Raw genomic sequence first — 26888 nt, 5'->3', positions numbered from 1 at the left:
CCTCTCGTGTTTTTCCGGCCTAGACCGATGCGCCCACGTGGACGCCGTGCGATGCTTCCAGCGGGGCCAGCGCCGTGGGGGCGTCGGCGGCCGCGGTGGCCAGGTCCTCGAACTCGTTGACTGCATCCAGTTCAGCACCCATGGCGATGTTTGTCACACGCTCCAGGATGACCTCGACGACGACGGGCACCTGGAACTCCGCGGCCAGGCGTCCGGCCTCGGCGAAGCCCTCGGCCAGCCTGGACGGGTCCTCCACGCGCACCGCCTTGCAGCCCAGGCCCTCGGCGACCTTGACGTGGTCAACGCCGTAGCCGTTGGTCTCCGGGGAGTTGATGTTCTCGAACCCCAGGGAGACGTGGTAATCCATCTCGAAGGGGCGCTGCGACTGGCGGATCAGGCCCAGGTAGGAGTTGTTGACCACCACGTGGATGTAGGGCAGCTTGAACTGCGCGCCGACGGCCAGCTCCTCGATCATGAACTGGAAGTCGTAGTCGCCGGAGAGGGCGACGACGGTGGAGTTCGGCTTGCCGCGCACCACGCCCAGGGCCGCAGGGCCGGTCCAGCCCAGCGGGCCGGCCTGGCCGGCGTTGATCCACTGGCGCGGACCGTAGACGTGCAGCATCTGCGCGCCGGCGATCTGGGACAGGCCGATCGTGGAGACATAGGTGGTGTCGCGGCCGAAGGCCTCGTTCATTTCCTGGTAGACGCGCTGCGGCTTGATCGGCATGTTCTCGAAGTTGGTCTTGCGGTGCAGCGTGCCCTTGCGCGCGGTGCACTCATCGGCCCAGGCCGAGTAGTCGGGCAGGGTGCCGGCGGCCTTGCGGTCGCGGGCCGCAGCCAGCAGCTGGTCGATCGCGGCGCCGGCGTCGGAGATGATGCCCATATCCGGGGAGAAGACCCGGCCGATCTGGGTGCCCTCGATGTCGATGTGCACGAACGTGCGGCCCTTGCGGTAGGTGTCCAGGCCGCCGGTGTGGCGGTTGGCCCAGCGGTTGCCCAGCCCCAGCACGAAGTCGGAAGCCAGGAAGGACACGTTGCCGTAGCGGGTGTGGGTCTGGATGCCGACCATGCCCGACTGCAGGCGGTGGTCATCGGGAATGGTGCCCCAGCCCATCAGGGTCGGGGAGACCGGGATGTTCAGCAGTTCGGCCAGCTCGACGAGCTTGTCCGAGGCGTTGGCGTTGATGACCCCTCCGCCGGCAATGATCATCGGGTGCTTGGAGGCGACCAGCAGGTCCAGGACCTTCTCGGCCTGGCCGCGGGTGGCTGCAGGCTTGTCCGGGACCAGCGGCTCGTAGGCGTCGATGTCGAATTCGATCGTCGCCATTTGCACGTTGATCGGCAAATCCAGCAGGACCGGGCCCGGGCGTGCCGAGCGCATGATCTGGAAGGCCTTGGCGAAGTATCCCGGGACCAGGCCCGGCTCCAGGATGGTGGCTGCGAACTTGGTGACCGGCTTGGCGATGGACTCGATGTCCACGGCCTGGAAGTCTTCCTTGTGCAGCTTGTCGGTCGGCGCCTGTCCGGTGATGCAGAGCATCGGGATGGAATCGGCGATCGCGGCGTAGAGGCCGGTGATCATGTCGGTGCCGGCGGGGCCCGAGGTGCCCAGGCACAACCCGATCTTGCCCGTGGCCCGTGAGTAGCCGTCGGCCATGTGGCTGGCCCCCTCGACGTGGCGGGCCAGCGTGTGGCGGATGGTGCCGCGGCGCTGCATGGCCGAGTACAGGGGGTTGATGGCAGCACCTGGCAGCCCGAAGGCCTCGGTGGCGCCTTCCTTTTCCAGGATCAGGACAATTGCATCAACGACGCGCAACTTTGCCATGGTGTTCAGCTCCTTGTGTCAATCCCCGGCGCCGGCACTTGCCTGGCGGGAGGAGGGTGTGGGTTTGGGTGGACCGATGGCGCACAGCGGGTGCTGGCCGCGAAGGATCCCTGGGGCGGACGGTGCGGTGCCGGCTTCCGGGCCGGCACCGCACCAACTGCCCTGCTTGCTAGTTGGCGGCTACGGGTTCGGCCGGCACGTCGGCGGATCCGCTGAGGCGTTGTACGCCGCGGAAAAGTCCGGAGTGGTCAAGTGCGCCGTCGCCGCTGGCCACGGTGGAGGCCACGAGCTGGGCGACGAGTGCGCCGAGCGGAAGCACGACGCCCGCCTCGCGGGCGGCGGAGGTCACGATGCCCATGTCTTTGTGGTGCAGGGCCAGGCGAAAGCCTGGTTCGAAGGACCTGTCGAGGATCTTCTGCCCCTTTTGGTCCAGGACCTTGGAGCCGGCGAGCCCGCCGCCGAGGACCTCCAGGGCCGCGTCGGTGTCGACGCCGTAGGCCTCAAGGAACACCACCGCCTCGGAAAGTGCCTGGATGTTCGCCGCAACGATCAGCTGGTTGGCTGCCTTGACGGTCTGGCCGGAACCCGAGGGGCCCACCAGCACGATGGTCTTGCCCACGGCATTGAAGACGGCCTCGGCGTCGGCGAAGTCTGCTTGCTCGCCGCCGACCATGATGGAGAGCACTCCGCCGATGGCACCGGCTTCGCCGCCGGAGACCGGGGCGTCCAGCGGGCGGAGTCCCGCGGCGCGGGCCTCGTCGGACAGGCGCGCCGCCACGTCGGGGCGGATGGAGGAATTGTCGATCCACAGAGCGCCGGACTTGGCGTGCGCGAAGACCCCGGCCTCGCCGGTGACGACGTCTTCGACGTCAGCGGAATCCGGGACCATGGTGATGACGACGTCGACGTCGGCCACGGCCTCGGGGATGGACCCGGCACCCTTGCCGCCGGCGGCCACGAGTTCCGCGGTCTTTTCCGGGCTCCGGTTGTAGCCGGTGACCTCAAAGCCTGCCTTGGCCAGGTTGATGGCCATGGGAAGGCCCATGATGCCCAGGCCGATGAATGCGATCTTGTGCGTGTTCGACATGCCGTGCTCCTGAAAACTTGTGCGTGCTGGTGGCTCGGGCAGCGCGTGCCCGAAAAGGTGGGGGCTGCTTAGACTGGCTGGCGGATGAGCCAGGTGAAGGCCTCCGCGTGGGCGGCCTTGTATTCAAGGGCGACGCCGCCGGCGTAGCCGAGGTCGCGGGAACGGGTGACCCATTCGCCCAGTGGCAGGGTTCCGGTGCCCGGTGCGCCGCGTCCCGGATCGTCGGCGATTTGGATGTGCCCGAATTCGTGGGCGTGCTCCTCGATCAGCGTGGCCACGTCGTCGCCATTCACGGCCAGGTGGTAGAAGTCGGCCAGCAGCTTGACGTTGGCTGCGCCTGCGGCGTGGACCTTTTCCAGGACAAAGAATGCGTCGGCGGAGGTCTTCAGCGGGTAGGCCTCGGATCCCGAGATCGGCTCGAGCAACACCGTGCCCCCGATCCGCTCGACGCCCTTGGCCGCGGCCACCAGGTTGGAAACGGCCAGTTTGTCGTGCGCCTGGCCGTCGACCCCGGGCTGCCGGTTTCCGTACAGGGCGTTGAAGCCCTTGCAGCCGGTGGCCTCGCCAATACCTGCCACGACGTCGATGTTGTCGAGGAACTCGGATTCGCGTCCGACCCAGGAAACCAGTCCGCGGTCGCCGGCCGGCATGTCGCCGGCGAAGAAGTTCAGGCCCTCGAGGGTGACGCCCGCGTCCTTGATCGATGCAACAAAGGCGTCGACCTCGGAGTCGGCGGGTACCGCCGTGGCAAACGGCCACCAGAATTCAACGCTGTCGAAGCCCGCGGCCTTGGCCGCGGCGGCGCGCTCCAGCAAGGGGAGCTCGGTGAGCAAGATTGAACAGTTGACGGTGTAGGCCATCTTCGACTCCTTCATGGTTCCAACTTCCATATTGTGAAATATGTTTATTGCTTGATGAGAACTCTAGCGAGTGGGCTGAGTCACTGTCAAGGGTGCGCAACACCTCCGCCCACCGACCAGCCACCACGCCCCGGGCGACGGAATTTGATGCGAACCGGGCGTGACCAGTGAAATTTGGGCCACAGGATTTTTCCGATAATTCCACCTGACGAAAATCCTTTTCTTTTACATGGAATCGTGTCATCATCGATCCACGAAGTAATCTCCGTCACACCCCCCTGTGGTGAAAGGTACGAGCTCTCATGACCCATCCAGATGTGCGCACTGCGACGTCAGAATCCAGCGTCCCGCCCGTGGTCCAGCACGAACTGAATCCCCATGGGCTCAGCGCGTCGCTGTACAACAGCGACCTGGCACCGACCACCAAGGCGGGAAGAACCTGGTCCAGCTACAGCATCTTCACGCTGTGGGCCAACGACGTCCACTCCCTGGGGAACTACGCATTTGCGATCGGGCTCTTTGCACTCGGCCTGGGCGGCTGGCAGATCCTGCTGGCCCTGGGCTTCGGCGCAGTCCTGCTCTTTGGGCTGTTGAATTTTTCCGGCTTCATGGGCGAAAAGACCGGCGTCCCGTTCCCGGTCATGAGCCGCATTGCCTTCGGCATCCGCGGGGCACAGATCCCGGCCCTCCTGCGCGGTGCGGTGGCGATCGCCTGGTTCGGCATCCAGACCTACCTGGCATCCGTGGTGCTCGTGGTGATGATCCTGGCCGTGGCCCCCTCTGCCGCGGATCTTAACTCCAACAGCATCCTGGGCCTTTCCACCCTTGGCTGGATCTGCTTCGTCTCCCTCTGGGCGCTGCAACTGGTCATCGTCAGCTACGGCATGGAAATGATCCGCAAGTACGAGGCCTTCGCCGGCCCGGTCATCCTCGTCACCATGGGTGCGCTGGCCATATGGATGTTCGCCCAGGCCGGCGGCTCCATCGCCTGGTCCACCGGGGACGCCAAGACCGGGGTCGACATGTGGCTCGGAATCCTTGGCGGCGGCGCCCTCTGGGTCTCCATCTATGCAACCTTCGTGCTGAACTTCTGCGACTTCACCCGCAGCGCGCGCTCCAAGGGCTCGATCGTGCGCGGCAACTTCTGGGGCATCCCGCTGAACATGCTGCTCTTCGGCGTGATCGTCGTGGTCATGACCGGTGCCCAGTTCAAGATCGACGGCTCCATCATCGACAGTCCCTCGGACGTCGTCGCCGCCATTCCGAACACCTTCCTGCTGCTGGCGGCATCGGCGGCCCTGCTGATCCTGACCATCGCGGTGAACCTGATGGCCAACTTCGTCGCCCCGATCTACGCGCTGACCAACCTCTTCCCCAAGGTGCTGAACTTCCGCCGCGCCGGCATCATCTCCGGCGTCATCGGTCTGCTGATCCTGCCGTGGAACCTCTACAACTCCCCCGCCGTCATCACCTACTTCCTCGGCGGTCTGGGCGCCCTGCTCGGCCCGCTGTTCGGCATTATCATGGCCGACTACTGGATCCTGCGCCGCGCCCGGATCAATGTCCCGGACCTCTACCGCACCAACCCCGAGGGCACGTACTTCTTCACCCGCGGCGTGAACTTCCGCGCCATCACAGCCCTGGGCATCTCCGCCATTGCGGCACTGGTCCTGGCCTTCTCCCCGGCCCTGGGACACGTCTCGGCCTTCGCCTGGTTCATCGGCTCCGGCCTCGGCGCCCTCGTCTACCTGGCCATCGCCAAGCGCGGCCAGGTCCACCAGGACGTCGACGGCGAGGCCATCGCCGTCGCCCCCACCCACTAGGGCCCACCGCCCGCTTCAGATCCACCGCCACACAGGAGTTTCCCCATGCGCATTCTGGTCCTCAACGTCAACACCACCGCGTCCATGACCCGGTCCATCGGCGACTCGGCCCGTTCGGCGGCCTCCCCGGGAACCGAGATCGTCGAGCTGACGCCCGACTTCGGCGCCGATTCCTGCGAGGGAAACTTCGAGAGCTACCTCGCCGCCATCGCCGTCATGGACAAGGTCGTGAACTACACCGAACCCTTCGACGCCGTCATCCAGGCCGGCTACGGCGAACACGGCCGCGAGGGCCTGCAGGAACTGCTCGATGTCCCGGTCGTGGACATCACCGAGGCGGCCGCATCCACCGCCCAGTTCCTGGGGCACAAGTACTCCGTGGTCACCACGCTGGACAGGACGGTTCCGCTGATCGAGGACCGGCTGAAGCTGGCCGGGCTCACCGACCGCTGCGCCTCGGTCCGCGCCAGCGGACTGGGCGTGCTCGAGCTCGAGTCCGATCCCGAACGCGCCGTGGCCGCCATCGTGGAGCAGTCTCGCCAGGCGGTGCAGGACGACAAGGCCGAGGTCATCGTGCTTGGCTGCGGCGGCATGGCGGAGCTTGAGGCCAAGGTCGCCGAGGCCACCGGCGTGCCGATCGTGGACGGCGTGCGTGCCGCGGTGACCATCGCCGAATCCCTCATCCGGCTGGGGCTGAGCACCTCCAAGGTGCGCACCTACGCCACGCCTCGACCCAAGGTGGTCACCGGCTGGCCGATCACCAAGGCCGCCGTCAACGCGGGCTGACGCGCCGGAAATCGAGGACCACGCTTGACGGGGGGCGGCTGCCGGTACGGCAGCCGCCCCCCGTTCATTTGGCCAATGGTCGCGGGTTTGGCCTGCAGCTTGAAGCACGCCCGATCGTGCCACCTCCCGCGTCTTTGGGTTCGCCGAGGCCGGAAGACACTTCGCCGCCGCCCTTTGCGGGATGATCGGTAGGTGGAACTTTCAATGGCTTCGATCCCGGCGGGCAAGGCCCGCCTGCGCGACGCCCGATCCGATGCGGTCCGCGAGGTCAGCCTCCGCCCGTTCCATCTCTCCGAGACACCTGTCACCCAGGCCCAATGGGCGGATGCGGACGGTGCCGAACTCGTCGAGGCCTCCGCGCAGGATGTGCCCGCCCACCCGGTCACCTGGTTCGAAGCGGTGCGCTGGTGCAACAAGCTCTCGCAGGACCACGGACTCGATCTGGCCTACGAGATAGCAGGTCGAGAGATCACCTGGAATGTCGGCTCCGGGGGTTTCAGGTTGCCGACCGAGGCCGAATGGGAATTTGCCTGTCGCGCCGGCACCACGGCACCCACCTATGCTCCCCTGCCGAAGATCGCATGGACCTCCGGAGACGGAGTCAGCGGCCCGCAACCAGTCGGGAGCAAGGAGCCCAATGGCTTTGGCCTTTTCGACATGATCGGCAACATCTGGGAATGGTGCTGGGACTTTGCGGACACGGCACGCTACGGGGACTACAGAAGTCTGCGCGGCGGCGGCTGGGACGACAAGTCCTGGAGCTGCCGTGCCTCGGTGCGCCGGGGCAGCGCACCCGATGCCGTGCTTGAGGACGTCGGATTCCGGGTGGCTCGAGGAGCGGTCGGCGAGCGCGGCGAGGCCGCTGCACAGGGGTGGTCCGCCACCACGGATCGCCGGCGCGCCGATATCCGCGGCCCTCTTCCCCTCGGGTGGACGCCATTGCGGAGCCTGCTGCGTGACTGACCGCGTCCCGCAAGTCACCCCATCCGTGGGCGTATACTTTTTCGCATGTCCATTTTGATCTCGACCCCACCGCCCCGCGGGCGTTCGGAGGTAGCCGGCGTCTTTTCCGCCGGCTCGAGATAAGGCTGTCCATTTTCGGTGATATTTCGCGCCCTTTTGGCGCGCCCACATCCGCCGCCGGGTGATCGGCGACTCGTCGCCCGACCGCGCGCGGATCCTTTGCCCCACCCGAAGCATGCCCCTCCCCTTCGCCGCGGCGACGAAGCGGCACGACAGTCAGGCCCGAAATTACCATGCATTCACTTTCCGAAAAACAGATCCGCACATCCTTCATCAATGCCTCGATGCGCGAACGCAAGGCCATCACGCTCCCGGAGGACTTCGACTCCCTGGATTGGGACACCTTCGAGTTCCTGGGGTGGAGGGATCCAAAGCTGCCCTTGGTCGGCTATGTCGTCACCGTTCTCGACGATGCACCCGTGGGCATCATGTTCCGCAAGACCGAGGGCAAGATCCGCAACCGCCCCCAGTGCTCGTGGTGCGAAGACGTCGACCTGCCCAACGACGTGGTGTTTTTCAATGCCAGGAAGGGTGGCCAGGCCGGCCGCGACGGCGACACCATCGGCATCCTGGTGTGCGCCGAATTCCAGTGCCCCGCCAATGTCCGCATGATGAAATCGTTGCCCTACCTCGGTTTCGATCGCGAGGCGGAGGTCAACCGGCGCATCACCGTGCTGCGCGAACATGTCTTGAACTTCGCCAAGCGGGTGCGCGACGACGCCTGATCCCGGCAGCTGGCCACTTGCGGAACGACGCAATTAGCCCCGCGACACCAGCCATGCCAGCACGTCGCCATCCAGCTCACGGTCCGCAAGGATGAGCCGGGAAGCCGGCCGGTCCCCGACCGCTGCGGCGGTCTGCGGCGACGGAGCTCCCTCCCAACGGAGTTGAAGACCGGCCTTCTGCGCCACCTTGAGCGATGCGGGGTTGGTGGAAAGCACCCGGGCGATCACCGGCACCGAATCCCTGGCGGCATGGGCGCGTTCCACCGCGTACCTGGCAAGTTCGGTGGCGAATCCGTGGCCCCAGCAGGCCGGGTCCAGCCGGTAGCCAAGGTTCCATACGGGCGTGCCGGCAACCGCCGCAAGCAGGTGCACTCCCCCGGTGCCCAGTACCTGGCCGGGCTCCAGGGGCGGGTAGGCGCCGGCCTCGCCCAGCCGCACGACCCAGTGCGAGAGGCCGTGCTCCCGCCAGCCGGCGCCAAACGTTTCCAGCGAGGCCTCGGTCTGCCGCGGATCCGTGACCCGTTCGCCGGGGATGTGCGCCCAGGTCCGCGGATCGCCGGAGATCGCGAAGACCTCATCCAGGTCCTCGGGGACGGGTGGATCGAGACGTAGCCGTTGCGTCATCTGCCGGTCCGGGATCATTCCACCAAACTACCGTCCGGCGGCATAAAAGCCGGGAATGGCGGTCCGGCACCGAGCCACGCCCCTGCATATGAGTCGATACCGGTTCGATATGGATTGGATTCCGGGCCCATCGCCGGCCCGCGCGTTGGTAGGGTGTCTGCATGATCAACACTGCCCGCCTGCACTCGGACCTTTCCCGACTCGGCCGCGAAACCAACATGATGCTGGCCACGATCGACACCCTGTCCACCGACGAAATGTCGGCGCCGTCCCTGTGCGAGGGGTGGAGCCGGGCCGACGTCATTGCCCACCTGGCATCCAACGGCCGTTCGCTGGTCAAGCTCATTGACTGGGCCGCCACCGGGGAAGAGCAGCAGCTCTATGCATCCCCGGAGGCCCGCAACGCGGAGATCGCCGCGCTCGCTGCCCTGCCGGGCGGGGAACTGGTCGAGAAATTCCGCAGCGCCGCGGAGTACTTCGCCGAACAGTGCGAGCGCCTGGCCGGGGAGCTCGCGGTCCAGGAAGTGAACCTGCACGGTAAGGTCATCCCCGCCACTTCCATCGTGGCTCTGCGCATCGCCGAGGTCGTCGTGCACCACCACGACCTGGACACCGCCTGGACCATCGAGGAGGCCGACCCTGACTCGCAGCTGGACGCCGTGGAGGCGGCGGTGCGCACCATGCGGGCCAAGGACGCCCCGGGCATGACACTGGTGACCGAGGAAGGCGATGAGTGGGTCGTCGGCGACGGCGCCCTGCAAATCAAGTCGGACCGCGAGGGCCTGATCGAGTGGCTCGCGCGCGGCCAGGCACGCTACATTGAATCCAGCGGACCCCTGCCGGTGCTCCCGGCCTGGTAGCAAACGCCTCTCACCGGCACCACCCCTTTCCCAACGGGCGCCGGCCGAGACCGGGGCGAGGGTTCTCCCCTCCCCCAAACACCGTCGGGCCCTTTGAACGCATCGCGTTCGAAGGGCCCGACGGTGGTTAAGCGGGGTGCAGCATTACAAGGCGATCTGGCGGTTCTGGTCCTTGTAGAGCAGGTAGCGGAAGTTCGACGGTCCGCCGGCGTAACAGGCCTGCGGGCAGAAGGCGCGCAGCGACATGTAGTCCCCCGCCTCGACCTCGACCCAGTCGGCGTTCAGCCGGTAGACGGCCTTGCCCTCCAAGACGTACAGGCCGTGCTCCATCACGTGGGTCTCGGCGAACGGGATGGAGGCGCCGGGCTCGAAGGTCACGATGTTCACGCCGAAGTCGAAGGCCACGTCCTGCGGGTCAAGCATGCGCGTGGTGCGCCACTTGCCCTCGGTCTCCGGCATCGCGCCGGGCTCGATGTCGCGCTCGTTGCCGACGACCGGTCCCGGGGCCACGACGCCGGCCAGGACCTCGTAGCGCTTGCGGATCCAGTGGAAGGTCGCCACCTCGACGCCGTTGTTGTGGGCCTGCCACGCAGTGCCGGCCGGGACGTAGGCGAAGCCGCCCTCTTCCAGGGTGTGCGCGGTGCCGTCGATGGTCACGGTCAGCCGGCCGGAGACCACGAAGACAAAGGACTGGACCTCGGCCTGCGGCTCCGGGTGATCCGAGCCGCCGCCCGGGGAGACCTCCACGATGGACTGGGCGAAGGTGGTCGAGCCGCCGGCAACCGGGCGGTTCAGCACCCAGGCGCGGGTGCCGGTCCACTCCGGGAAGACCGAGGTGACGATGTCGCGCAGCACCCCGCGCGGGATGACCGTATAGGCCTCGGTGACGATGGCGCGGTCGGTCAACAGGTCGGTCTGCGGCGGGTGCCCTCCGTAGTTCGTGTAGTAGCTTGCATCCGCACGAGTCTGGATCTTAGACATTCGAGTCCTCCGTCTGTGTTGCTCGCGTCAGGGCGATTGATTCAAGGGTGGATAGGGAAATCTCTGCTTCCGCGGCGATCTCCTCGGCGGTCAGTGCGCCGCAGACCAGGCCGCGGCGGATGAAGTTGGCCAGCGCCTTGGCGGTGGCCGGTTCGTCCATGATGGCCGATTCGATGCGGTGCACGTAGTTGCGCAGGCGCGCCGCCGCGGCGGCAAAGCCCTCGCGGTAAAACGCGTAGGTGGCCAGGTAGCGGGTGGGCAGCTGGTTCTGGTGCAGGTCCCAGCCCTGGTAGATCCCGCGCTCCAGATGGCGGCGCACCAGCCGGGCATGCAGGGCCCAGGCGGCCTGGACCTGTTCCGGATCGCCCAGGGGCAGGATGTTGGTGGAGCCGTCGGAGAGGTGCACGCCGGTGCCGGCGACGGCCACCTGCATGACGTTCTTGGCGTAGTCGGCCGCCGGGTGCTCCATGGACTGGTAGGCCGCCGCGATGCCCAGCGAGGCCGAGTAGTCGTAGGTGCCATAGTGCAGCGAGGTGATCCGCCCCTGGCCCGCGTGCAGCAGCGTCGCAGAGGGGACGGTGCCGTCGTGGGCGAGGATCAGTTGCGGGGTTTCCATCTGGACCTCGAAGCGCAGGCGGCCGGCGGGCAGCGAGTGCGCCGCCTCCAGCTGCTCGCAGACGAAGACCATGGCACGGACCTGGGCGACGGTGGTGACCTTCGGCAGGGTCAGCACCAGGCCCGGCGGCAATTCGCCGGCGCGGGCCAGTGTGGAGACGAACAGATCCAGCGTCCGCAGCCCGCGGGCCCGGGTGGGTGCCTCGAGGCACTTGAAGCGGATGCCGATGAACGGCGGAGCCACGCCCGCCGCCACGGCCTTGGCGACCTGTTCTGCCGCTGCAACGGCCGCGGCGTCCTCGGCCGTATCGCCACGGTTGCCGTATCCGTCCTCGAAGTCCAGGCGCAGGTCCTCGATGGGCTCGCTGCCCAGCTTCGCGGCAACCAGCGCGGCAAGTTCCTGCGGCTGCGCCAGTCCCAGCTTCCCGGCCAGGTCGGACAGACCCGCCACGCCGCCTGCGGCTTCAAGCGCCGCGGCGCCCCAGGCCGCGGGCAGCTCGGGGGTGAAGCGGTCGGCCGGGACATAGGCGGTGTGGATCGGCTGGCGCCGTCCGTCGTCGCCCGGGTAGTTCTGCTCCAGCAGTTCGTCGGTGGCTGCCAGGTCGCTTTCGACGCGTGCCAGTGCGGCCGCGCCCAGCGCGCCCTGGCGGATCATTTGGCCACCAGCTCGGTGCTCAGCAGGCGGTAGGCAGGCAGCGTGAGGAAGTCCTCGAAGTCCTCCTCGCGCCCGGAGACCAGTCGGCCGATGAGTTCGGCGGCCGGGGCATAGTAGGCGGCGAAGGTTTCCTCGTCGTTGACCTCGTCGCGCAGCTTGGCGACCTGGACGGCCAGGGCATCGGCGACGAGTTCGGCGGTGATGGTGTTGCCGGTGTCTGCGGCGACGACCTGGTTGTTGATCTGCTGCCAGATCTGCGAACGGGAAATCTCCGCCGTTGCCGCGTCCTCCATGAGGTTGTGGATGGCCACCGCGCCATTGCCCGAGAGCCAGACGGCGGTGTATGCCACTGCAACGTAGAGGTTGGCGTTGACCCCGGCCTCGGTCACCGAGCCCGGTGCCGAGGCGACGTCGAGCAGTTGTTCGGCGGTGACCGCGACCTCGGGACGCTGGCGGTCGATCTGGTTGGGCTTGGCGCCGAGCACGGAGTCGAAGACCTCCACGCAGATCGGGACCAGATCGGGGTGTGCCACCCAAGAGCCGTCGAAGCCGTCGTTGGCCTCGCGGGTCTTGTCGGCCCGGACCTTCTCGAACGCGGCGGCGGTGACCTCCGGCTCGCGGCGGTTCGGGATGACGGCGGCCATGCCGCCCATCGCAAAGGCACCGCGCTTGTGGCAGGTGGCCACCAGCAGTTCGGTGTACGCGCGCATCATCGGCGCCGTCATGGCCACATCGGCGCGGTCCGGCATGACGAACTTCTCGCCGGCCTCGCGGAAGTACTTGATGATGGAGAAGAGGTAGTCCCAGCGCCCGGCGTTCAGGCCCGAGGCGTAGTCGCGCAGCTCGTAGAGCATCTCGTCCATCTGGAACGCGGCCGGGATGGTTTCGATGAGCATGGTGGCGCGGATGGTGCCGTGCTCGATCCCGAGTTCCGCCTCGGCGAAGGCGAACACTTGGTTCCAAAGGCGGGACTCGAGGTAGGACTCCATCTTGGGCAGGTAGTAGAACGGGCCCTGGCCCGATTCCGCCAACACCTTGGCGTTGTGGAAGAAATGCAGGCCAAAGTCCACCAGCGCGCCGATTGCCGGTGCGCCGTTGATGAGCACGTTGGCCTCCGGCAGGTGCCAGCCGCGCGGGCGGACCACGACGGTGGCCAGCGGTGCGTCGGTGCGCAGCGCGTAGGACTTGCCGTTGCCCGCATCTTCGAAGGACAGGGTGCCGGCGGCCGCCTCGGTGAGGTTCACCAGCGCGTCCACGACGTTGTGCCAGGTCGGGGTCGAGGCGTCCTCAAGGTCGGCAAGCCAGACCTTGGCGCCGGAGTTCAGCGCGTTGATGGCCATCTTGGCCGGGGAAGCCGGGCCGGTGATTTCCACGCGGCGGTCCTGCAGGGCGGCCGGCGCCTGGGCGACCTTCCAGTCGCCGGCGCGGATGTCCGCGGTGGCCGGGTCGAAGTCCATGGTGCCGGTCTTGGCGACCTCCGCGCGGGCCTTGGTGCGTGCCGCCAGCAGCTCCTCGCGGGTTCCGGCGAACTTCTCGTGCAGCTTCAGGACGAAGGCCAGCGCCTCGGTGGAGAGGATCTCATCGGCCTTGGCAACGGACGGGGTGTGGGTCAGTGTGATGCTCATCGTGGTGGACCAGATCTTTCTTGCTACTTGTTCTTCACGGCCGCGGAGGAGACGGCCTCGGCAACGTCTGCGGCCACGTGCGGGTCGAAGACGGAGGGAATGATGAAACCTGGGTTGAGTTCATCTTGGCTCACCCGGGCGGAAATGGCATCGGCTGCGGCCAACAACATTTCGTCGGTGATGTCTGAAACGCGTGCGTCGAGCAGTCCGCGGAAGAAACCCGGGAAGGCCAAAACGTTGTTGATCTGGTTCGGGAAGTCCGAACGGCCCGTGGCGACCACTGCGGCATGGCGGCCGGCGGCGATCGGATCGACCTCCGGGTCGGGGTTGGCCATGGCGAAGACGATGGCATTCTCGTTCATGGCCTCGATGTCCGCCTCGTCCAGGACGTTGGGGGCGGAGACGCCGATGAAGACGTCGGCGCCGACCATGGCTTCCCTGAGCGTCCCGGTGAACTGTTCCGGGTTGGTGTTGTCGGCCAGCCACTGGCGGTGCGGGTCTGCGGAAACATCGGTGCGGCTGATCGCTCCGTTGCGGCCGGCGGCGATGATGTTCTTGGCGCCGCGGGCGGCCAGGAGCTGGATGATGGCGTTGCCGGCGGCACCGACGCCGGAGACGACGATGCGGACCTTGTCGATCTGCTTGCCGACCACAAGCAGCGCGTTGGTCAATGCTGCGAGGGTGACGATGGCGGTGCCGTGCTGGTCGTCGTGGAAGACCGGGATGTCCAGCTCCTCGCGCAGGCGGGCCTCGATCTCGAAGCAGCGCGGTGCGGCGATGTCCTCGAGGTTCACCCCTCCGTAGACCGGGGCGAGGGCCTTGACGATCATGATGATCTCCTCGGTGTCCTGGGTGTCCAGGCAGACCGGCCAGGCATCGACGTTGGCGAACTGCTTGAACAGCGCGGCCTTGCCCTCCATGACCGGAAGCGCGGCGGCAGGGCCGATGTTGCCCAGGCCCAGGACGGCGGAGCCGTCGGTGACCACGGCAATGGTGTTGCGCTTGATGGTGAGGTTGCGGGCGTCCTCGGGGTTCTCGGCGATGGCCATGCACACGCGGGCAACCCCGGGGGTGTACGCACGGGAGAGGTCGTCGCGGTTTCGCAGGGCGACCTTCGGGACGACCTCCAGCTTGCCGCCCAGGTGCATGAGGAAGGTGCGATCCGAGACATTGCGGACGTTCACGCCGTCCAGCGCATCGAGGGCATCGCGGACCGATTGGCCGTGTGCGGCATCGGTGGTGTTGCAGCTGACGTCGACGACCATGTGGTCATGGCCGGATTCGGCCACGTCAAGTGCCGTGATTGACCCTCCGGCGCGGCCCACGGCCGCGGCCAGTTCGCTGGTTGCAGTGATCGAGACGGGCGTTTGGACACGCAGCGTCAGTGAATATCCCGGGCTAGGTACAGCCATATCGTCCTCCTGAAAAAGTTTCCGTATAGTGGATACTATTATCTACGAAGTGAAATGACAAGCACTTATGTGGAGTGGGTCACGGGAATTGTGATCAAAGTTTCGGATCGTGGAAGAAATAGCTTGGGTTCCGGTAGTGTTGCACCACAAGACTTGACCGTTTGCGGGACCTTTTGACGGTTCCCGCCCGCGCACCAGCAGACCCAGGAGCATCGCCATGGCCGAAGTAAAGACGACATCGGGCGTCCAATCCGTCGAGCGCGCCTTCGAGCTCCTTGAACTCATTGGCCGGGCCGGCGGGGAGGCGGCCCTGAGCGAACTTGCCATGGACACCCCGCTCCCGCTTCCCACCATCCACAGGCTGCTGCGCACCCTGGTAGGCATTGGTTACGTCCGCCAGCTGAACAACCGCCGCTACGCCCTCGGCCCGCGGCTGATCCGCCTGGGCGAGGTCGCCAACCGCCAGCTGGGCGCCCTGTCCACGCCCATCCTGCAGAACCTGGTGAACGAACTGGGCGAGTCGGCCAGCATCGCGGTGCTCGACGGCGACATGGTCACCTACATTTCCCAAGCCCAGTCGCCGCACGCGATGCGCATGATCACCGAGGTCGGTCGCCGCTCGTCGCTCCACGGAACCGGAGTGGGCAAGGCAATCCTGTCGGTGCTGGAAAACGACCGGGTCCAGCGCCTGGTCAACCAGGCGGGCATGGCGCCCCACACGCCGAAAACCATCGGCACCATGCACCAGCTCTTCGAGGAACTCGATCAGGTGCGCACCCGCGGCTATGCCATCGACGAGGAAGAGCAGGAGCTCGGCGTGCGCTGTCTGGCAATGGCGGTCCCCGGCGCGCCGACCCCGATGGCGATCTCCGTCTCCGGGCCCGTCACCCGGCTCAACGACGAGTTCGCAGCCAGGGCCGTGCCGCGCTTGCGCGCAGCGACGGCCCAGCTTTCCGCGGCCCTCGCCGTCACGACGGGCTAGGGCGACCGACCGCACGGGACGTCATGGAACCGGGAATTCCTGAATCCACTTTGTACGCACGATCCTTCATCGCGTCGGCGCCTTGGCGCGCGCTGCATAGGCGAGCCGCCGCGTAGGGCGGGAAGCCGCGCGGCTTTCCATGGCCACGATGCACATGATCGGCGCGTTCTGCGACCGGCCCTGCCGTGCCCAGGCGTCCAGCAGACCGTTGCGTCACTGGACTCGGGGCTGCCCGCCGGCCCGGTACGGTGCGGAAAACGAGGAGGTCACCCTCTTGCCGCCCCTGGGATCCTCACCAGCATGCTCTCGATACCGGTCCCATGCCTACGAAATGTGAACAAGCATCTCGCGGGTTTCCTAAGCCGGAGCCCAACACCTGGAGCTTCCACCTCCAAACTGTGACGACGTGTGGACCGGAAACACTCCCCCGTGGAGCACCGCCAGAGAGCAGTGGCCATGTTGCCCCCTCCTGCCAACGCCGTCTGGCTGCCCATATTGGTGCGTTCTTCGGCATCACCCGCGAATGCTTCAGGAGCCAAGATCGTCCTTCTGCTGTCGGCCGCGGGGCACCACGAAATGGTGCATTTGCATATCCTCGCAAGGGCGGGCGAACGTGCCCAAGGACCGAGTCAGCCAATTTCCTGTCAGGGAGGACGGTCGCTCGGGCCCCAAGGCCCGACGACATGGCAGCGACAACGCTCGTCGGGCCGGGATCCCTGGGCGAAGCCTCCGGATCCTAAGGGCATGGGGAGTCGGTGATCGGTTGGACATGGTCCTTGCTGCCCCGCCAGCTACGACCCGGAAACTGGGCCCACCAACTGACGATTCCTTTGGATTCATCCCTTGAACCTGCCCCCGGCACCGAGCCGCAGGCGGCCGGTTGTCGCCTGCGCTACCGCACGGGGGCACCGGGACCGAGCGGAATGCCCAGCGCCCACCAGGCGAGGAACAAACCGAGCCACACCACGAACATGATCAACGCACACGGCAACGTGAAGGAGATCAGCGTGCCAATGCCCGCCTTCTTGTTCAGCGTCTGGAGGTAGCCCACACAGAGAACGAAGCTGGTGCTCATCGGGGTGATGGAGTTGGTGCACGAATCGGCGATGCGGTAGAGCGCCATCGTGGTGGCAGGATTTGTCCCGAGCAGCATCATCATCGGGATGATGACCGGTGCAACGAGCGCCCACAGGGCCTGACCGGAAGTGATCATCAGGTTGAGGACCGCGATGCAGACGACAACAATCAAGAAGAGGCCAACGCTGTTGATCCCCAGGCCTTGGATGGCATCGGAACCGACCACGGCCACCACGGTGCTGATTTTCGTGAACTTGAACAACGCCAAAAACTGGGAGACGGCAAAGAACAGGACGATCAGCGGTGCAATCGAACGAACGCCGTCGGCCATGAAACGAGGGATGTCTGAGGCGGAGTCCAGTTGCCGGGAACCGGAGGCGAAAGCCGTGCCCAGAACCAGAAAGAACATCGACAGGAAGAATGCTATGCCGTCCAGAAACGGCGATTCCAGGAACTCCCCGCCCGCTCCACGCAGCGGTGATCCCGCAGGAATGATGGCCGCGGCCAGCAGCGCGAGGAAGGCCACCGCGGAGAGTCCCGTGACGCGCAGTCCACGGCGTTCCTGCTCGTCGGAGAGCAGGGCGCTGGGAGCCATGGCGGACATTGCCGCCGTGTCGGCCTGCTCGGTGTCGACCACCAGGGTGTGCTCACGCTTCTTCAGGATCAGCTCGGTGACCAGGGTGACCGTAATCGCCAACACTATGGCTGAGACCGTCGTGAAGTACATGTTGTCCGTGGCTCGAACGGTGACACTCGGATCGATGAGGTGGGCGGCCTCGGTGGCTACCTTTGCAAAGACCACATCGCCGGGGGCGATCAGTGGATTGGCATCTCCGGCTGCATTGATCGAGACGAAGGCTACGATCATGCCCAGCATCGGAGAGCGGCCTACGGCCTTAAAAGCCACCGCGCCCAGCGGAATCAACACCACGTAGGCGGAGTCGGAGAGGAACTTGGAAAGCGCGCCGCCCAGAGCCACGGCGAATACGACGGAACGCGGCGACACATTGCTGAGCGCACGTCGGGCAATGACCTCGAAGAGTCCGGACCTGTCCGCCACGGCAACGCCCAGCATGACGATCAGCACCGTCCCCAGCGGCCCAAACGTGACGAAGGATTCCTCCGCGCCGGTCAGCAGGGAGCGAATGGCCTCGACGCTCAACGCGTTGTTGACCCCGACAGTCTCTCCGGTCGCGGGATCCGTGACGCGCACCCCTGCGCTCGACAATATCCAGCTGGCGACGGCAAGCACGCCGAAGAGAATCCAGAACAGCCAGAACGGATGCGGCAGTGCATTGCCTGCCCTTTCCACGCTGGCGAGCAAACGGAGCCCGAGCGATTCGCTCCGGCCTCCGATTTTGGTGATGGTCATGGATCCTCCAGTAGTGCGGTAACCCTGAGCCGCGGATTGCCCAGTAGCGTGGGAATCGAAAACCCCACTCGTGATTTGTATTACAAGCACCGCGGTGCTGGGAGATGATTATCCAATTTTCGACAATCGTTCCGGAAGTTGCGACGAGGATTTGGAAACTGTCCCGCGAGATGCATAAGGACGGTTCAATGAATGCCAACCAATGATCCCCACCATTCGCCGACGTCGGAAACGTGCCGCCAGGTAGGAGAAGTCATCTGGTCAGGGTGGCCAGCAGGTCCGGGCCCATCCTGAGCACCGTGGCGGTGTCGATGCGGTGGTAGACCAGCTTTCCCTGGCGGTCCGAGACCACCAAGCCCGCTTCGCGCAGTACCCGCAGGGATCGGGAGATCTGTGCCGCGGGTTGACCGAGCCTGACCGCAAGATCGGAGGTCGTCATGGGCTCTGCCGAGATGTGCCGGAACAGCTCCATTCGGGAGTCGGCACTAAGCGCGCTGAGCCTGCCACGCATCTGCTGGATCTGCAGGAGTTCCTCCTGCGGGGTCTGCGCCGGAAAATGGACGATGACCGGGTACCCGGCATTGTCCTTAACCGTGAGGTGGTTGCCGATCCAACGCGAGGGGACCAGCAGCAGCTGGCGTCCTGCCATCTTCACCCGGCGTTGCTGGAGCGTGTCGAAACGGACCTCGGAGGCTCCGCGGAACGCCTTGGCCGTGACGCTGAGCGAGGCGATCGTTGCGATGGGGTCGTCGCGGTTCAGCTTGTCTGCGAGTTGGGCTGCGGCGCCGCTGATGTTGAGGGCGAGATCCTCCCATTCCTTCCTGAAGAACGAACTCCAGCAATCCGAGCAAAATTCGATGATCCTCCGCCTGAACTGCTCCGGGTCATTCAGAAGTTGTTCGGCCAACTCGAATCGGCCCAAAGATCGCGACCGGCACGTGTCAAGGAACTCCCGACGGGTTTTTTCATCATGCAACAGTTCCGAGGCTGCCGGGAGGTCCTTGCTGAAGCCGCGGATGGCTTCGGCCGCCATGGAGACGAAAGCCTCAAGCGGCAGGGCGGCCATGCCAGCGAGTTCACGGTCAAGATTCTGCTTTGGTCCGGTGGACACCGGAAAGAAGAATCGTGCGCGACCGTGCCCACAGGGGCGAGAGAGCGTTGAACTCGGCGATCAGCCGATCGTCCAGATTCCGCGCGATGGCCTGAACTTTTGCGGACGATTCGAAGTGATGGTCAGGTTCCGCCAAGACGTGGAGTACCGCCATCAGTTCGGACAGGGGGGAGACCGATACGCGCAGGTTGTTGATGTCGAATCCTGCAAATTGAAGTGCAATGGCCATGAGACCTCCTCTGCCATGCCGGCCTTGTTACGAACAGTTGACTCAATTCAGCCAACTGTCGCACGCGGCGCCGGTTCACTGGCTAACTTCATGATGTAGGGCTCCGCCGGCGCAACCTAAAAGTAACACCGGGAAGTGAAAATCAAGGAATGAGATCACAGTTGACCAGATATATCGACGACAGATCCTTGCTGTCTGAGGAAGTCGGCCATCCGCAGGAATTCATGGTTGCGATGAGTGATGGATGCCGGCTTGCCACCGACGTATACCTGGGCGATGCTCCCGAAGCGCCCCGGCCCGTACTCTTGGAACGCACACCCTATGGGAAGCGTTCAAGCCGGGATTCGGACCAGTCAATACATGACCAGCCAATACCTCTGCCATCCGAGATCGCCGATTTTTTCGTCCGACGAGGCTATGTCGTGATCCGTCAGGACTGCCGCGGCCGAGGTAATTCGGAGGGCGAATTCGTCAAATACCTCAATGAGGGACAGGACGGGGTAGACACGATCGCCTGGATCGAAGCCCAGCCCTGGTGTGACGGGCGTGTGCTGATGAACGGGGTGTCCTACTCGGCCCATGTGCAAACGGCGGCGGCTGCTTTGGCCCCCTCCGGCCTGGCTGCCATGTTTATGGACTCGGGCGGATTCTCCTCGGCCTATGAGGTGGGCATGCGCATGGGCGGCGCCTTCGAACTCAAGCAGGCCACGTGGGCCTTCCGCCATGCGGTGCGAAGTCCGGCAGCAGCAGGCGATCCCGTTCTCGCTTCCGGGCTGGCCGCGCTGAACGTAGCGGACTGGTTCCACCAGACGCCGTGGCGGCAGGGCAGCTCACCTTTGAGTCTGGCCCCCGATTATGAAGGCTACCTGCTGGAGCAGTGGGCCCATGAGAACTTCGACGACTACTGGGCACAGCCTGCAATCTATGCCCGCGATTCCTACGACAAGTTTCCCGATGTGCCAAGCTTCCACATCTCCAGCTGGTACGACCCCTACATTGCCTCGGCCATCGAGAATTTTCAGCAGCTCGGAGATCGCAAGTCCAGTCCGGCCTACCTGCTCCTGGGACCCTGGACCCATGGGAAACGCTGCCAGAGCTACGCAGGCGACGTCGACTTTGGCCCGGCGGCATATTTTGACGGCAATCTTGCTCCGTCGTACCTGGACTTTAGGGCTGATTGGATGGACGAGGTCCTGGGACGGGACACGAGTGCCGTGCAACGGGCCGCTGTCACCTATTTCCTGATGGGTGGCGGCAGGGGCAATGCCACGGCCCATGGCCGGCTGGATCATGGCGGCCGATGGGAACACGCGGCTACGTGGCCCCCGGAAAACGCGCAAAGGGTCACCCTGTACTGCTCGCCAGACGGGGGACTGATTCCCGAACCGGTCGAACAGGAAACCTCTATCACCTATGCCTTTGATCCGAACGACCCGGTCCCCACCATCGGTGGCCAGGTCACCAGCGGCGAACCAGTCATGCGCGGCGGGGCCTACAACCAGGTGCCCAGCGACGAAATCTTCGGAGCCAGCCAGCCGCACCTACCGCTCAGTGCCAGGCCCGACGTTCTGGTATTCCGCACCCAGCCCCTGCAGGAGCAAGTGGGCATCGCAGGTGAAGTGACCGCGGAGATCTTCCTCTCATCCTCGGCCAAGGATACCGACCTGACCATCAAGCTGATCGACGAGTACCCGCCGAGCCACGACTTCCCCCAGGGTTTTGCCATGAATCTCACCGAAGGAATCCTGCGGGTGCGTTATCGCAATTCCTTCACCAAACCTGAATTAATGGAGCCCCACCGGGTATACCGCGTCACGGTCTCGGCACCTGCGACCGCAAATCTCTTTGCCGCAGGCCATCGGATCCGCCTTGATGTTTCATCGAGCAACTTTCCGCGCTTTGACGTGAACTCAAATACCGGCGGGACGATTGCCACCGACAGGATCAAGATCGTGGCCGAAAACACCGTGCACATGTCGGATGCCCATCCGACGTCGCTTTCACTAGACGTGTTACCCGACTAGCTCCATTGCCTCGCCGGTTGGCAGAACCGGCAATGGAAGCGATGTGTACAACCCGAAAATGCGCGTCCGCACGGACCCAGGGAACCGGGTCGACTGTGGTTCCTGGATCCGTGCCAATGGCCGCACGGGCCAGAGTCGCTCAGTGAAGCTGCGGGGGCTTCCCGGATCGCACGAACTCGGACTCGTCCGGGCACGGGACGCCGGCCGCCTCGCATTTCTTGCGATACTCCTCGACGATGCCCTTGAATTCGTCGTCGTCGACGACGGGGATCTCCTCGCCGTCCGCGGCGATGAGCTTGCCGGACTTGAACCGGTCCCCGTCCAGTAGCCCGCGGACTTCCTCCGCCTTGACGATGCGCGGGATCTGGTCGGCAATGAGCATGCGTGGTGGGGCCGCGGCATAGGCCGAACCGTGTCGCTTCGGGGTGCCGATCTTCAGCTCATTGAACAGCAGGTTCAGTGCCACGGCCATGACCGCGGCCGAGCTGATGCCGGAGTGGAAGATGGTGGCGAACCAGGTCGGGAACGCATCGTAGAAGTCGGTTTTGACGATCGGCAGCGCACCGAAGGCGATGGAGGTGGCCACGATGATCATGTTCAGGTTGTTGTCGTATTTCACGCTCGCCAGGGTGCGGATCCCCGAGGCCGCAACGGTGCCGAAGAGCACGATGCCTGCCCCGCCCAGGACCGGGGTGGGGATCGCGGCGACCACGCGGCCGAGCACCGGAAGCAGGCCCAGGACAACCAGGATGCCTCCGCCGGCCGTGACCACGAAGCGGGATTTCACCCCGGTGATGGCCACCAGGCCGACGTTTTGCGCGAACGCGCTCTGGGTGAAGGTGTTGAAGACCGGGGCCAGGATGCTGGAGGCCATGTCGGCGCGCAGGCCGTCGGCGATGCGCCGCGAATCGACGCGGGTCTTGGCGATCTCCCCCACCGCGAGGATGTCGGCGGTGGTTTCGGTGAGGATCACGATGACGACGATCGTCATCGAGACGATGGCACCGACCTCGAACACCGGCCACCCGAAGGCGAAGGGCTGCGGGAAGGCGAAGATGGCGCCGCGACCCACGGCCGAGAAGTCCGCCACACCGAGGAACACCGCAATGACGGTGCCGATGACCATTGCCAGCAGGATCGACAGGCGTGAGATCGCTGCCTTGCCGACCTTGGAGAGCAGCAGCACGATGACCATCGTCATGCCGGCCAGGCCGATATTGGCCAGCGAACCATAGTCGTCGGCCTTGGCGTTTCCGCCCATGGCCCAGTTGGCCGCTACCGGGATGAGCGAGAGCCCGATCATCGTGATGACCACGCCGGTGACCACCGGCGGGAAGAACCGCACGATCTTCGCGAAGAACGGGGCCACCAGGAAGCCGATCGCGGAGGCCGCGAGGACCGCGCCGAAAACCGACTGGATGCCGCCGTCGCCGTTGACGATGGCCACCATGGTGGAAACGGAGGCGAAGGAGGTGCCCTGGACCAGGGGAAGCTGGGCGCCGAAGAAGGGGACGCCGACGGTTTGCAGGATCGTGGCCAGACCGCCGACAAAGAGGCAACTGGCGACCAGCACGCCGATTTGTTCCGGGGTGAGCCCGGCGGCACCGCCAATGATCAGCGGCGGGGCGATGATGCCGCCATACATGGTCAATACGTGCTGGAGCCCGTAGGCGATCGTCTTGCCCAGGGGCAGCCGTTCGTCCTCGGGACGGTGTGTAGTATTTTTGACTTGCGCGGCCTTCATGTCTGACTCCTTGACGGGTTGCGACGCATCGGGGGTGCGCGCGTTGCACCGCGCGCACCCCCGAGACCTCATCGGCTAGCAGAATCCGGGCGTGTTTTCCCAGATCGGATGGGCTGCGGAGGCGCCCTCGCGGGTGATGGCCGCCTCGATCAGGCCGTACGGGCGATCCGCGGCAAAGAAGACCTCATTCGGGTTGTCCTGTCCAAACGGGGACAGGTCGACGAGGAAGTGGTGCTTGTTGGGCAGCGAGAACCTGATTTCCTCGATCTCCGGATGCGCCTCCAGGACCGCCTCGCCCATGTCGAACATTGTCTGTTGCAAGGCGAAGGAATGCTTGGCCGCGAAGCCAGCCAACAGCAGTTCCCGCACCGAGTCGTAGACGGCATTGAAGTCCACGTCCCCTCCGGCAACCGCGTTGGAGTTGTAGCGCCAGCGGCTGCTGACGTCGGTGGCCAGGATCCGGTCGCCGGTTTCCTGCAAGGTGGTGTAGCGGTCAACGGGGAAGTTGCGGAATTCGCTGGCGGTGGACTTGAGGACCGTGAGGTCCTTGATCCCGGCGAGCACCGAGGCCTCGCCGTCCTTGATTTCCAGGACCGCGGTGCGCACCTCGGACTTGTTCCGGGAGAACGCGTGATCGTGCTCCTGGATCCGGTCCCAGAAGTATTGCTCGGCTGCCCAGCGCCCGCCCGTGACCCAGTCGAATTCCGTGGTGAAGTGCGCACCGAGCCGCAACAGGAACGCCTCCGGCGAGCCAACGCCATCCCGGGCAAAGCCGTAGACCGTGTTTTTCTGTGTATCGGTTGGGACAACGTGCCGGTTGTCGCCGTCGATGTGCGCGGCCAGGAAGTCGCCGTGAAGCTGCGAGGTCACGTTCAAGTCCTCGATCTCGTGCCGCTCGGTGTCCCGGGTGATCTTCACCAGCCGGACCTCGGCCTTGCCGTATTGGTTGGCGCCGAGAACGATCTTGGTGCCGGTCTTCTTTTCGGCTGCAAAGGTGTTCATGATATCTAGCTCCCTCGGTACGTGGAATATGCAAACGGGCTGATAAGAAGAGGTACGTGGTAGTGAGCGGCGGTGTCGCCAACGACGAAATCGATGCTCACCGCGGGAAAGAAGGTTTCCGTACCCGTCTTTCCGAAGTAGTCACCGGTGCCGAACGCGATTCGGTGGTGACCTGCTTCAACCTTTGTCGGACCGAGTGACTCGATGCGTCCGTCGGCATCGGTGACTCCTGATCCGATTTCTTGCCAGCCGGATGCCGTCTTGGCTTCCAGCGTGGCCTTGACACCGGAGGCAGGCCTCCCGGTCCCGGTGTCGAGTACATGGGTGGTGATGTGGCTTCTCGCAGCCTGGTTGGCGCTCATCGAAGGCTCCTTTGGATTCGTTGAGGGGAAGGAAAAAGCTTAAGATTCCGGTGGACGTGATCTAGCTTGAGGGCACGCGGCCGAAGCACGCGTCGAGGCGAAGGAGGGCGATGGCGCGCAGCTGTTCTCCGACTTCCGCCAGTTCGGCCTCGGGGTCGTTGTCCAGTCGGCGGCGCAGTTCAGCGAGAATTTCTTCGCTGCTTCGGCCGGCGGCGCGTATCAGGAAGACGCGTTCGAACCGTTCCTCGTAGGCACGGTTGCCGGAGAGAAGCTCGGCGGCAATTCGCCCGTCGAGATTCAGCGTGGATTGTTCGCCGCGGCTGAGCGTTGCTTCCGCGGATGAACCGGCGGCGCGTTCCCCGATCCGGGGATGGTGGGCAAGCGCCACGTTGATCTCCGCTTCGGTGAACGGGTCGGCGGCGTTTTGCGCGCAGGCCAGGAGTTCATCGATGGAACCAAAGGGGCGGGCGCTGAGAATCGTCTCAATCCAGCGGCCAATATCTGCACAGGGCCGAAGCACTGCGGCCGCGTCAGCCAAGTCGAGGTCGTTGAAACGGGAAATGTCCATGGGGTGATCAGCTCTTTCAATCCTGCGAGGTTTTCCTGCACCATCCAGGGCTGAACACCCTTACCACCGGCTTGGCACCGGCTTCGACTCGATGTTTCTGGATGGTGGAACTTTGCTTTCACACCATGCAACTCGGATCACACCCTTCCCGTCAAGGGTTTGGCCGAATCTTTTCCCGCTGCCCGCCCACCCCTGCCCGGAGGCCGGCGTGAAGCAAGTTGCGGCGAGCCCTTGCCTTTCCCGTGCTCCGCGTACATACTTAATTTCACCAAACAATATTTAGATTTCGCATCTTGGAATCTTTGTCGTTTCGAGGAGGACCGCATGAACACCAGCCAGCCCATCGCTGAAGCATCCAGCGAGAAAAAAGCGCGCGCACTTCTGGAAACCTCGACGGCACTCAGCACCGGAATGTTCCACCCAATCGGCGGATTGGACCCGGACATGAGCCGTGTCCCGCGCAGTCCCAGGCCACGCATCGGACTCTGGTCGTGGTTGCGCGCCGCTCGCAGGTAGCTCCCGGGAGTCCGGCTCGAGGGCCCCGGAGCAACTGCCACGAATTGCACACCACGTCGAAAGAACGGCCACGGCGGTGGAACCCCGGCCCGGCACGGGTGTCCCGCCGCTGCGGCGGTCTCCTCAGTAGGCTGGGGTCGAATGCCTGAACGCGAACACTTCGCCTGCAGGCACAGCCGATCAATGCCAGTCTCACTTCAAAGGATGATTCCGCTTGAACCCTGTCCCCAATCAGACCGTACCCGCGCGGCGAACCATGCTGGTCACCGGGGCCGGTTCCGGAATCGGACGCGCAGTCACCCGACGCATGCTCGAGGCCGGGTGGAATGTGGTTCTTGCCGGGCGGCGCGCGGCGCAGCTGGAGCAGAGCGCAGGCACACACCCCAACGCGCTCGTGGTGCCCACCGACATCACCGACCCATCGGCCGTGGAACGGCTATTCGCCGCCGGGATCGATCGCTTCGGCAGGATCGACGCGCTCTTCAACAACGCCGGGGTTTTTGGCCCCTCCGCAACCATCGGCGAGCTCACGGCGCAGCAATGGCAGGATGTCTGCGCAGTCAACCTCGGCGGTGCCATCCATTGCGCGGGTGCCGCGTTCAGGCACATGCAGGCGTCCGGCGGCGGTCGCATCATCAACAACGGTTCGATCAGCGCGCAGGTGCCGCGCCCCGCCTCCGTTGCCTACGCGGTGACCAAGCATGCGATCACGGGCCTGACCAAGTCCATTGAGCTCGACGGCCGCCCCTACGGAATAGCGTGCTCGCAGGTCGACATCGGCAACGCCGCCTCCGAGATGATGAAGGATGTCGGCGCGACCTCGGGCGCGCTGCAGGCCGACGGAAGCCGGAAGGTCGAGCCCACCTTCGACATGGACCAAGCCGCGGCAACCATTGAGTTCATTGCCGCCGCACCGGCCGAGGTGTCGATCAACCACGTCACCATCACCGCCGCCGGGATGCCGTTCATCGGCCGTGGCTAGGGCCGGCCAGTCCGCGGC

23 protein-coding genes and 1 pseudogene are annotated in these 26888 nt (G+C 65.2%); 9 read left to right on the top strand and 15 right to left on the bottom strand.

What is annotated here, in order from left to right:
- Nucleotides 1–19: 19 nt before the first annotated feature.
- The 3 genes from gcl to Q2T94_RS08800 form a co-directional block, all read right to left on the bottom strand.
- A complete protein-coding gene (gcl, locus tag Q2T94_RS08810) occupies nt 20–1825 on the bottom strand; it encodes a glyoxylate carboligase (protein WP_302263709.1) in 1806 nt (601 codons plus the stop codon).
- Nucleotides 1826–1994: 169 nt separating this feature from the next.
- Nucleotides 1995–2912, bottom strand: a complete 918-nt coding sequence (locus tag Q2T94_RS08805) for a 2-hydroxy-3-oxopropionate reductase (protein WP_302263708.1) — start codon at nt 2910–2912, stop codon at nt 1995–1997.
- 68 nt (nt 2913–2980) lie between these two features.
- Nucleotides 2981–3772 (bottom strand): hydroxypyruvate isomerase family protein, encoded by a 792-nt coding sequence (locus tag Q2T94_RS08800; protein WP_302266389.1) that lies wholly within the window; start codon nt 3770–3772, stop codon nt 2981–2983.
- A gap of 302 nt (nt 3773–4074) precedes the next feature.
- Here Q2T94_RS08800 and Q2T94_RS08795 point away from each other — a divergent pair, with 302 nt between their 5' ends.
- From Q2T94_RS08795 to Q2T94_RS08780, 4 genes are all read left to right on the top strand, one after another.
- Nucleotides 4075–5595: an NCS1 family nucleobase:cation symporter-1 gene (locus Q2T94_RS08795; RefSeq protein ID WP_302263707.1), complete on the top strand. Its 1521-nt coding sequence runs from the start codon at nt 4075–4077 to the stop codon at nt 5593–5595.
- A gap of 45 nt (nt 5596–5640) precedes the next feature.
- Nucleotides 5641–6381, top strand: coding sequence for an aspartate/glutamate racemase family protein (locus Q2T94_RS08790; RefSeq protein WP_302263706.1), 741 nt, complete (start codon nt 5641–5643; stop codon nt 6379–6381).
- 204 nt (nt 6382–6585) lie between these two features.
- Nucleotides 6586–7344 (top strand): formylglycine-generating enzyme family protein, encoded by a 759-nt coding sequence (locus tag Q2T94_RS08785; RefSeq protein WP_302263705.1) that lies wholly within the window; start codon nt 6586–6588, stop codon nt 7342–7344.
- A gap of 293 nt (nt 7345–7637) precedes the next feature.
- The gene (locus tag Q2T94_RS08780) at nt 7638–8129 is read left to right on the top strand and encodes an FBP domain-containing protein (RefSeq protein ID WP_302263704.1); all 492 of its coding nucleotides are present in this window, start codon (nt 7638–7640) and stop codon (nt 8127–8129) included.
- 33 nt (nt 8130–8162) lie between these two features.
- On the opposite strand, the gene Q2T94_RS08775 is transcribed toward Q2T94_RS08780, so the two are convergent.
- A complete protein-coding gene (locus tag Q2T94_RS08775) occupies nt 8163–8753 on the bottom strand; it encodes a GNAT family N-acetyltransferase (RefSeq protein ID WP_302263703.1) in 591 nt (196 codons plus the stop codon).
- 161 nt (nt 8754–8914) lie between these two features.
- Between Q2T94_RS08775 and Q2T94_RS08770 the strand changes: the two genes are divergently transcribed.
- Nucleotides 8915–9613: a maleylpyruvate isomerase family mycothiol-dependent enzyme gene (locus tag Q2T94_RS08770; RefSeq protein ID WP_302263702.1), complete on the top strand. Its 699-nt coding sequence runs from the start codon at nt 8915–8917 to the stop codon at nt 9611–9613.
- 144 nt (nt 9614–9757) lie between these two features.
- Here the strand turns inward: Q2T94_RS08770 and Q2T94_RS08765 are convergent, their stop codons facing one another.
- From Q2T94_RS08765 to Q2T94_RS08750, 4 genes are read right to left on the bottom strand one after another with little or no spacing between them, the layout of a single operon-like run.
- Nucleotides 9758–10594 (bottom strand): bifunctional allantoicase/(S)-ureidoglycine aminohydrolase, encoded by an 837-nt coding sequence (locus Q2T94_RS08765; RefSeq protein ID WP_302263701.1) that lies wholly within the window; start codon nt 10592–10594, stop codon nt 9758–9760.
- Nucleotides 10587–11864 (bottom strand): DUF6986 family protein, encoded by a 1278-nt coding sequence (locus Q2T94_RS08760; RefSeq protein ID WP_302263700.1) that lies wholly within the window; start codon nt 11862–11864, stop codon nt 10587–10589. Before Q2T94_RS08760 ends, Q2T94_RS08765 begins: the two co-directional genes overlap by 8 nt.
- The gene (gene aceB / locus Q2T94_RS08755; protein WP_302263699.1) at nt 11861–13489 is read right to left on the bottom strand and encodes a malate synthase A; all 1629 of its coding nucleotides are present in this window, start codon (nt 13487–13489) and stop codon (nt 11861–11863) included. Before aceB ends, Q2T94_RS08760 begins: the two co-directional genes overlap by 4 nt.
- Nucleotides 13490–13512: 23 nt before the next feature.
- A complete protein-coding gene (locus tag Q2T94_RS08750; protein WP_264271578.1) occupies nt 13513–14901 on the bottom strand; it encodes an NAD-dependent malic enzyme in 1389 nt (462 codons plus the stop codon).
- A gap of 217 nt (nt 14902–15118) precedes the next feature.
- On the opposite strand from Q2T94_RS08750, the gene Q2T94_RS08745 reads away from it, so the two are divergent.
- Nucleotides 15119–15883 carry an IclR family transcriptional regulator gene (locus Q2T94_RS08745; RefSeq protein WP_264271577.1) on the top strand — a complete coding sequence of 255 codons (765 nt, stop codon included), beginning with the start codon at nt 15119–15121 and terminating at the stop codon, nt 15881–15883.
- A gap of 892 nt (nt 15884–16775) precedes the next feature.
- Here Q2T94_RS08745 and Q2T94_RS08740 read toward each other — a convergent pair.
- From Q2T94_RS08740 to Q2T94_RS08730, 3 genes and pseudogenes are all read right to left on the bottom strand, one after another.
- Nucleotides 16776–18332 carry an AbgT family transporter gene (locus Q2T94_RS08740; protein WP_302263698.1) on the bottom strand — a complete coding sequence of 519 codons (1557 nt, stop codon included), beginning with the start codon at nt 18330–18332 and terminating at the stop codon, nt 16776–16778.
- A 253-nt stretch (nt 18333–18585) separates the two neighbouring features.
- On the bottom strand, nt 18586–18843 hold the full coding sequence (locus tag Q2T94_RS08735; RefSeq protein ID WP_302266388.1) for an ArsR/SmtB family transcription factor: 258 nt from the start codon (nt 18841–18843) through the stop codon (nt 18586–18588).
- An 87-nt stretch (nt 18844–18930) separates the two neighbouring features.
- A pseudogene (locus Q2T94_RS08730) lies at nt 18931–19672 on the bottom strand (DUF5937 family protein); the annotation flags it as partial.
- Nucleotides 19673–19821: 149 nt separating this feature from the next.
- Here Q2T94_RS08730 and Q2T94_RS08725 point away from each other — a divergent pair.
- Entirely contained in the window at nt 19822–21696 is a 1875-nt protein-coding gene (locus tag Q2T94_RS08725; RefSeq protein ID WP_310290458.1) for a CocE/NonD family hydrolase, read from the top strand.
- Nucleotides 21697–21835: 139 nt separating this feature from the next.
- Here Q2T94_RS08725 and Q2T94_RS08720 read toward each other — a convergent pair whose 3' ends face one another.
- The 4 genes from Q2T94_RS08720 to uraD form a co-directional block, all read right to left on the bottom strand.
- On the bottom strand, nt 21836–23440 hold the full coding sequence (locus Q2T94_RS08720) for a solute carrier family 23 protein (protein ID WP_302263696.1): 1605 nt from the start codon (nt 23438–23440) through the stop codon (nt 21836–21838).
- 75 nt (nt 23441–23515) lie between these two features.
- Nucleotides 23516–24442 carry a factor-independent urate hydroxylase gene (gene pucL, locus Q2T94_RS08715; protein WP_302263695.1) on the bottom strand — a complete coding sequence of 309 codons (927 nt, stop codon included), beginning with the start codon at nt 24440–24442 and terminating at the stop codon, nt 23516–23518.
- Nucleotides 24443–24447: 5 nt separating this feature from the next.
- Entirely contained in the window at nt 24448–24804 is a 357-nt protein-coding gene (gene uraH, locus Q2T94_RS08710; protein WP_264271572.1) for a hydroxyisourate hydrolase, read from the bottom strand.
- A gap of 61 nt (nt 24805–24865) precedes the next feature.
- Complete coding sequence (uraD, locus tag Q2T94_RS08705; protein WP_302263694.1) at nt 24866–25372, bottom strand: 2-oxo-4-hydroxy-4-carboxy-5-ureidoimidazoline decarboxylase; 507 nt, start codon at nt 25370–25372, stop codon at nt 24866–24868.
- A 324-nt stretch (nt 25373–25696) separates the two neighbouring features.
- Between uraD and Q2T94_RS08700 the strand changes: the two genes are divergently transcribed.
- Nucleotides 25697–25888, top strand: coding sequence for a hypothetical protein (locus Q2T94_RS08700; protein ID WP_302263693.1), 192 nt, complete (start codon nt 25697–25699; stop codon nt 25886–25888).
- Nucleotides 25889–26144: 256 nt separating this feature from the next.
- Nucleotides 26145–26870 (top strand): SDR family oxidoreductase, encoded by a 726-nt coding sequence (locus Q2T94_RS08695; protein ID WP_264271615.1) that lies wholly within the window; start codon nt 26145–26147, stop codon nt 26868–26870.
- The last annotated feature ends 18 nt before the right edge of the window (nt 26871–26888 follow it).

Origin of the sequence: Paeniglutamicibacter sulfureus (assembly GCF_030512175.1) — a bacterium.
GTDB classification, from domain to species: domain Bacteria; phylum Actinomycetota; class Actinomycetes; order Actinomycetales; family Micrococcaceae; genus Paeniglutamicibacter; species Paeniglutamicibacter sulfureus.
Note: the sequence above shows the minus strand (reverse complement) of the source record. Positions and strands in the feature narration are given on the sequence as shown.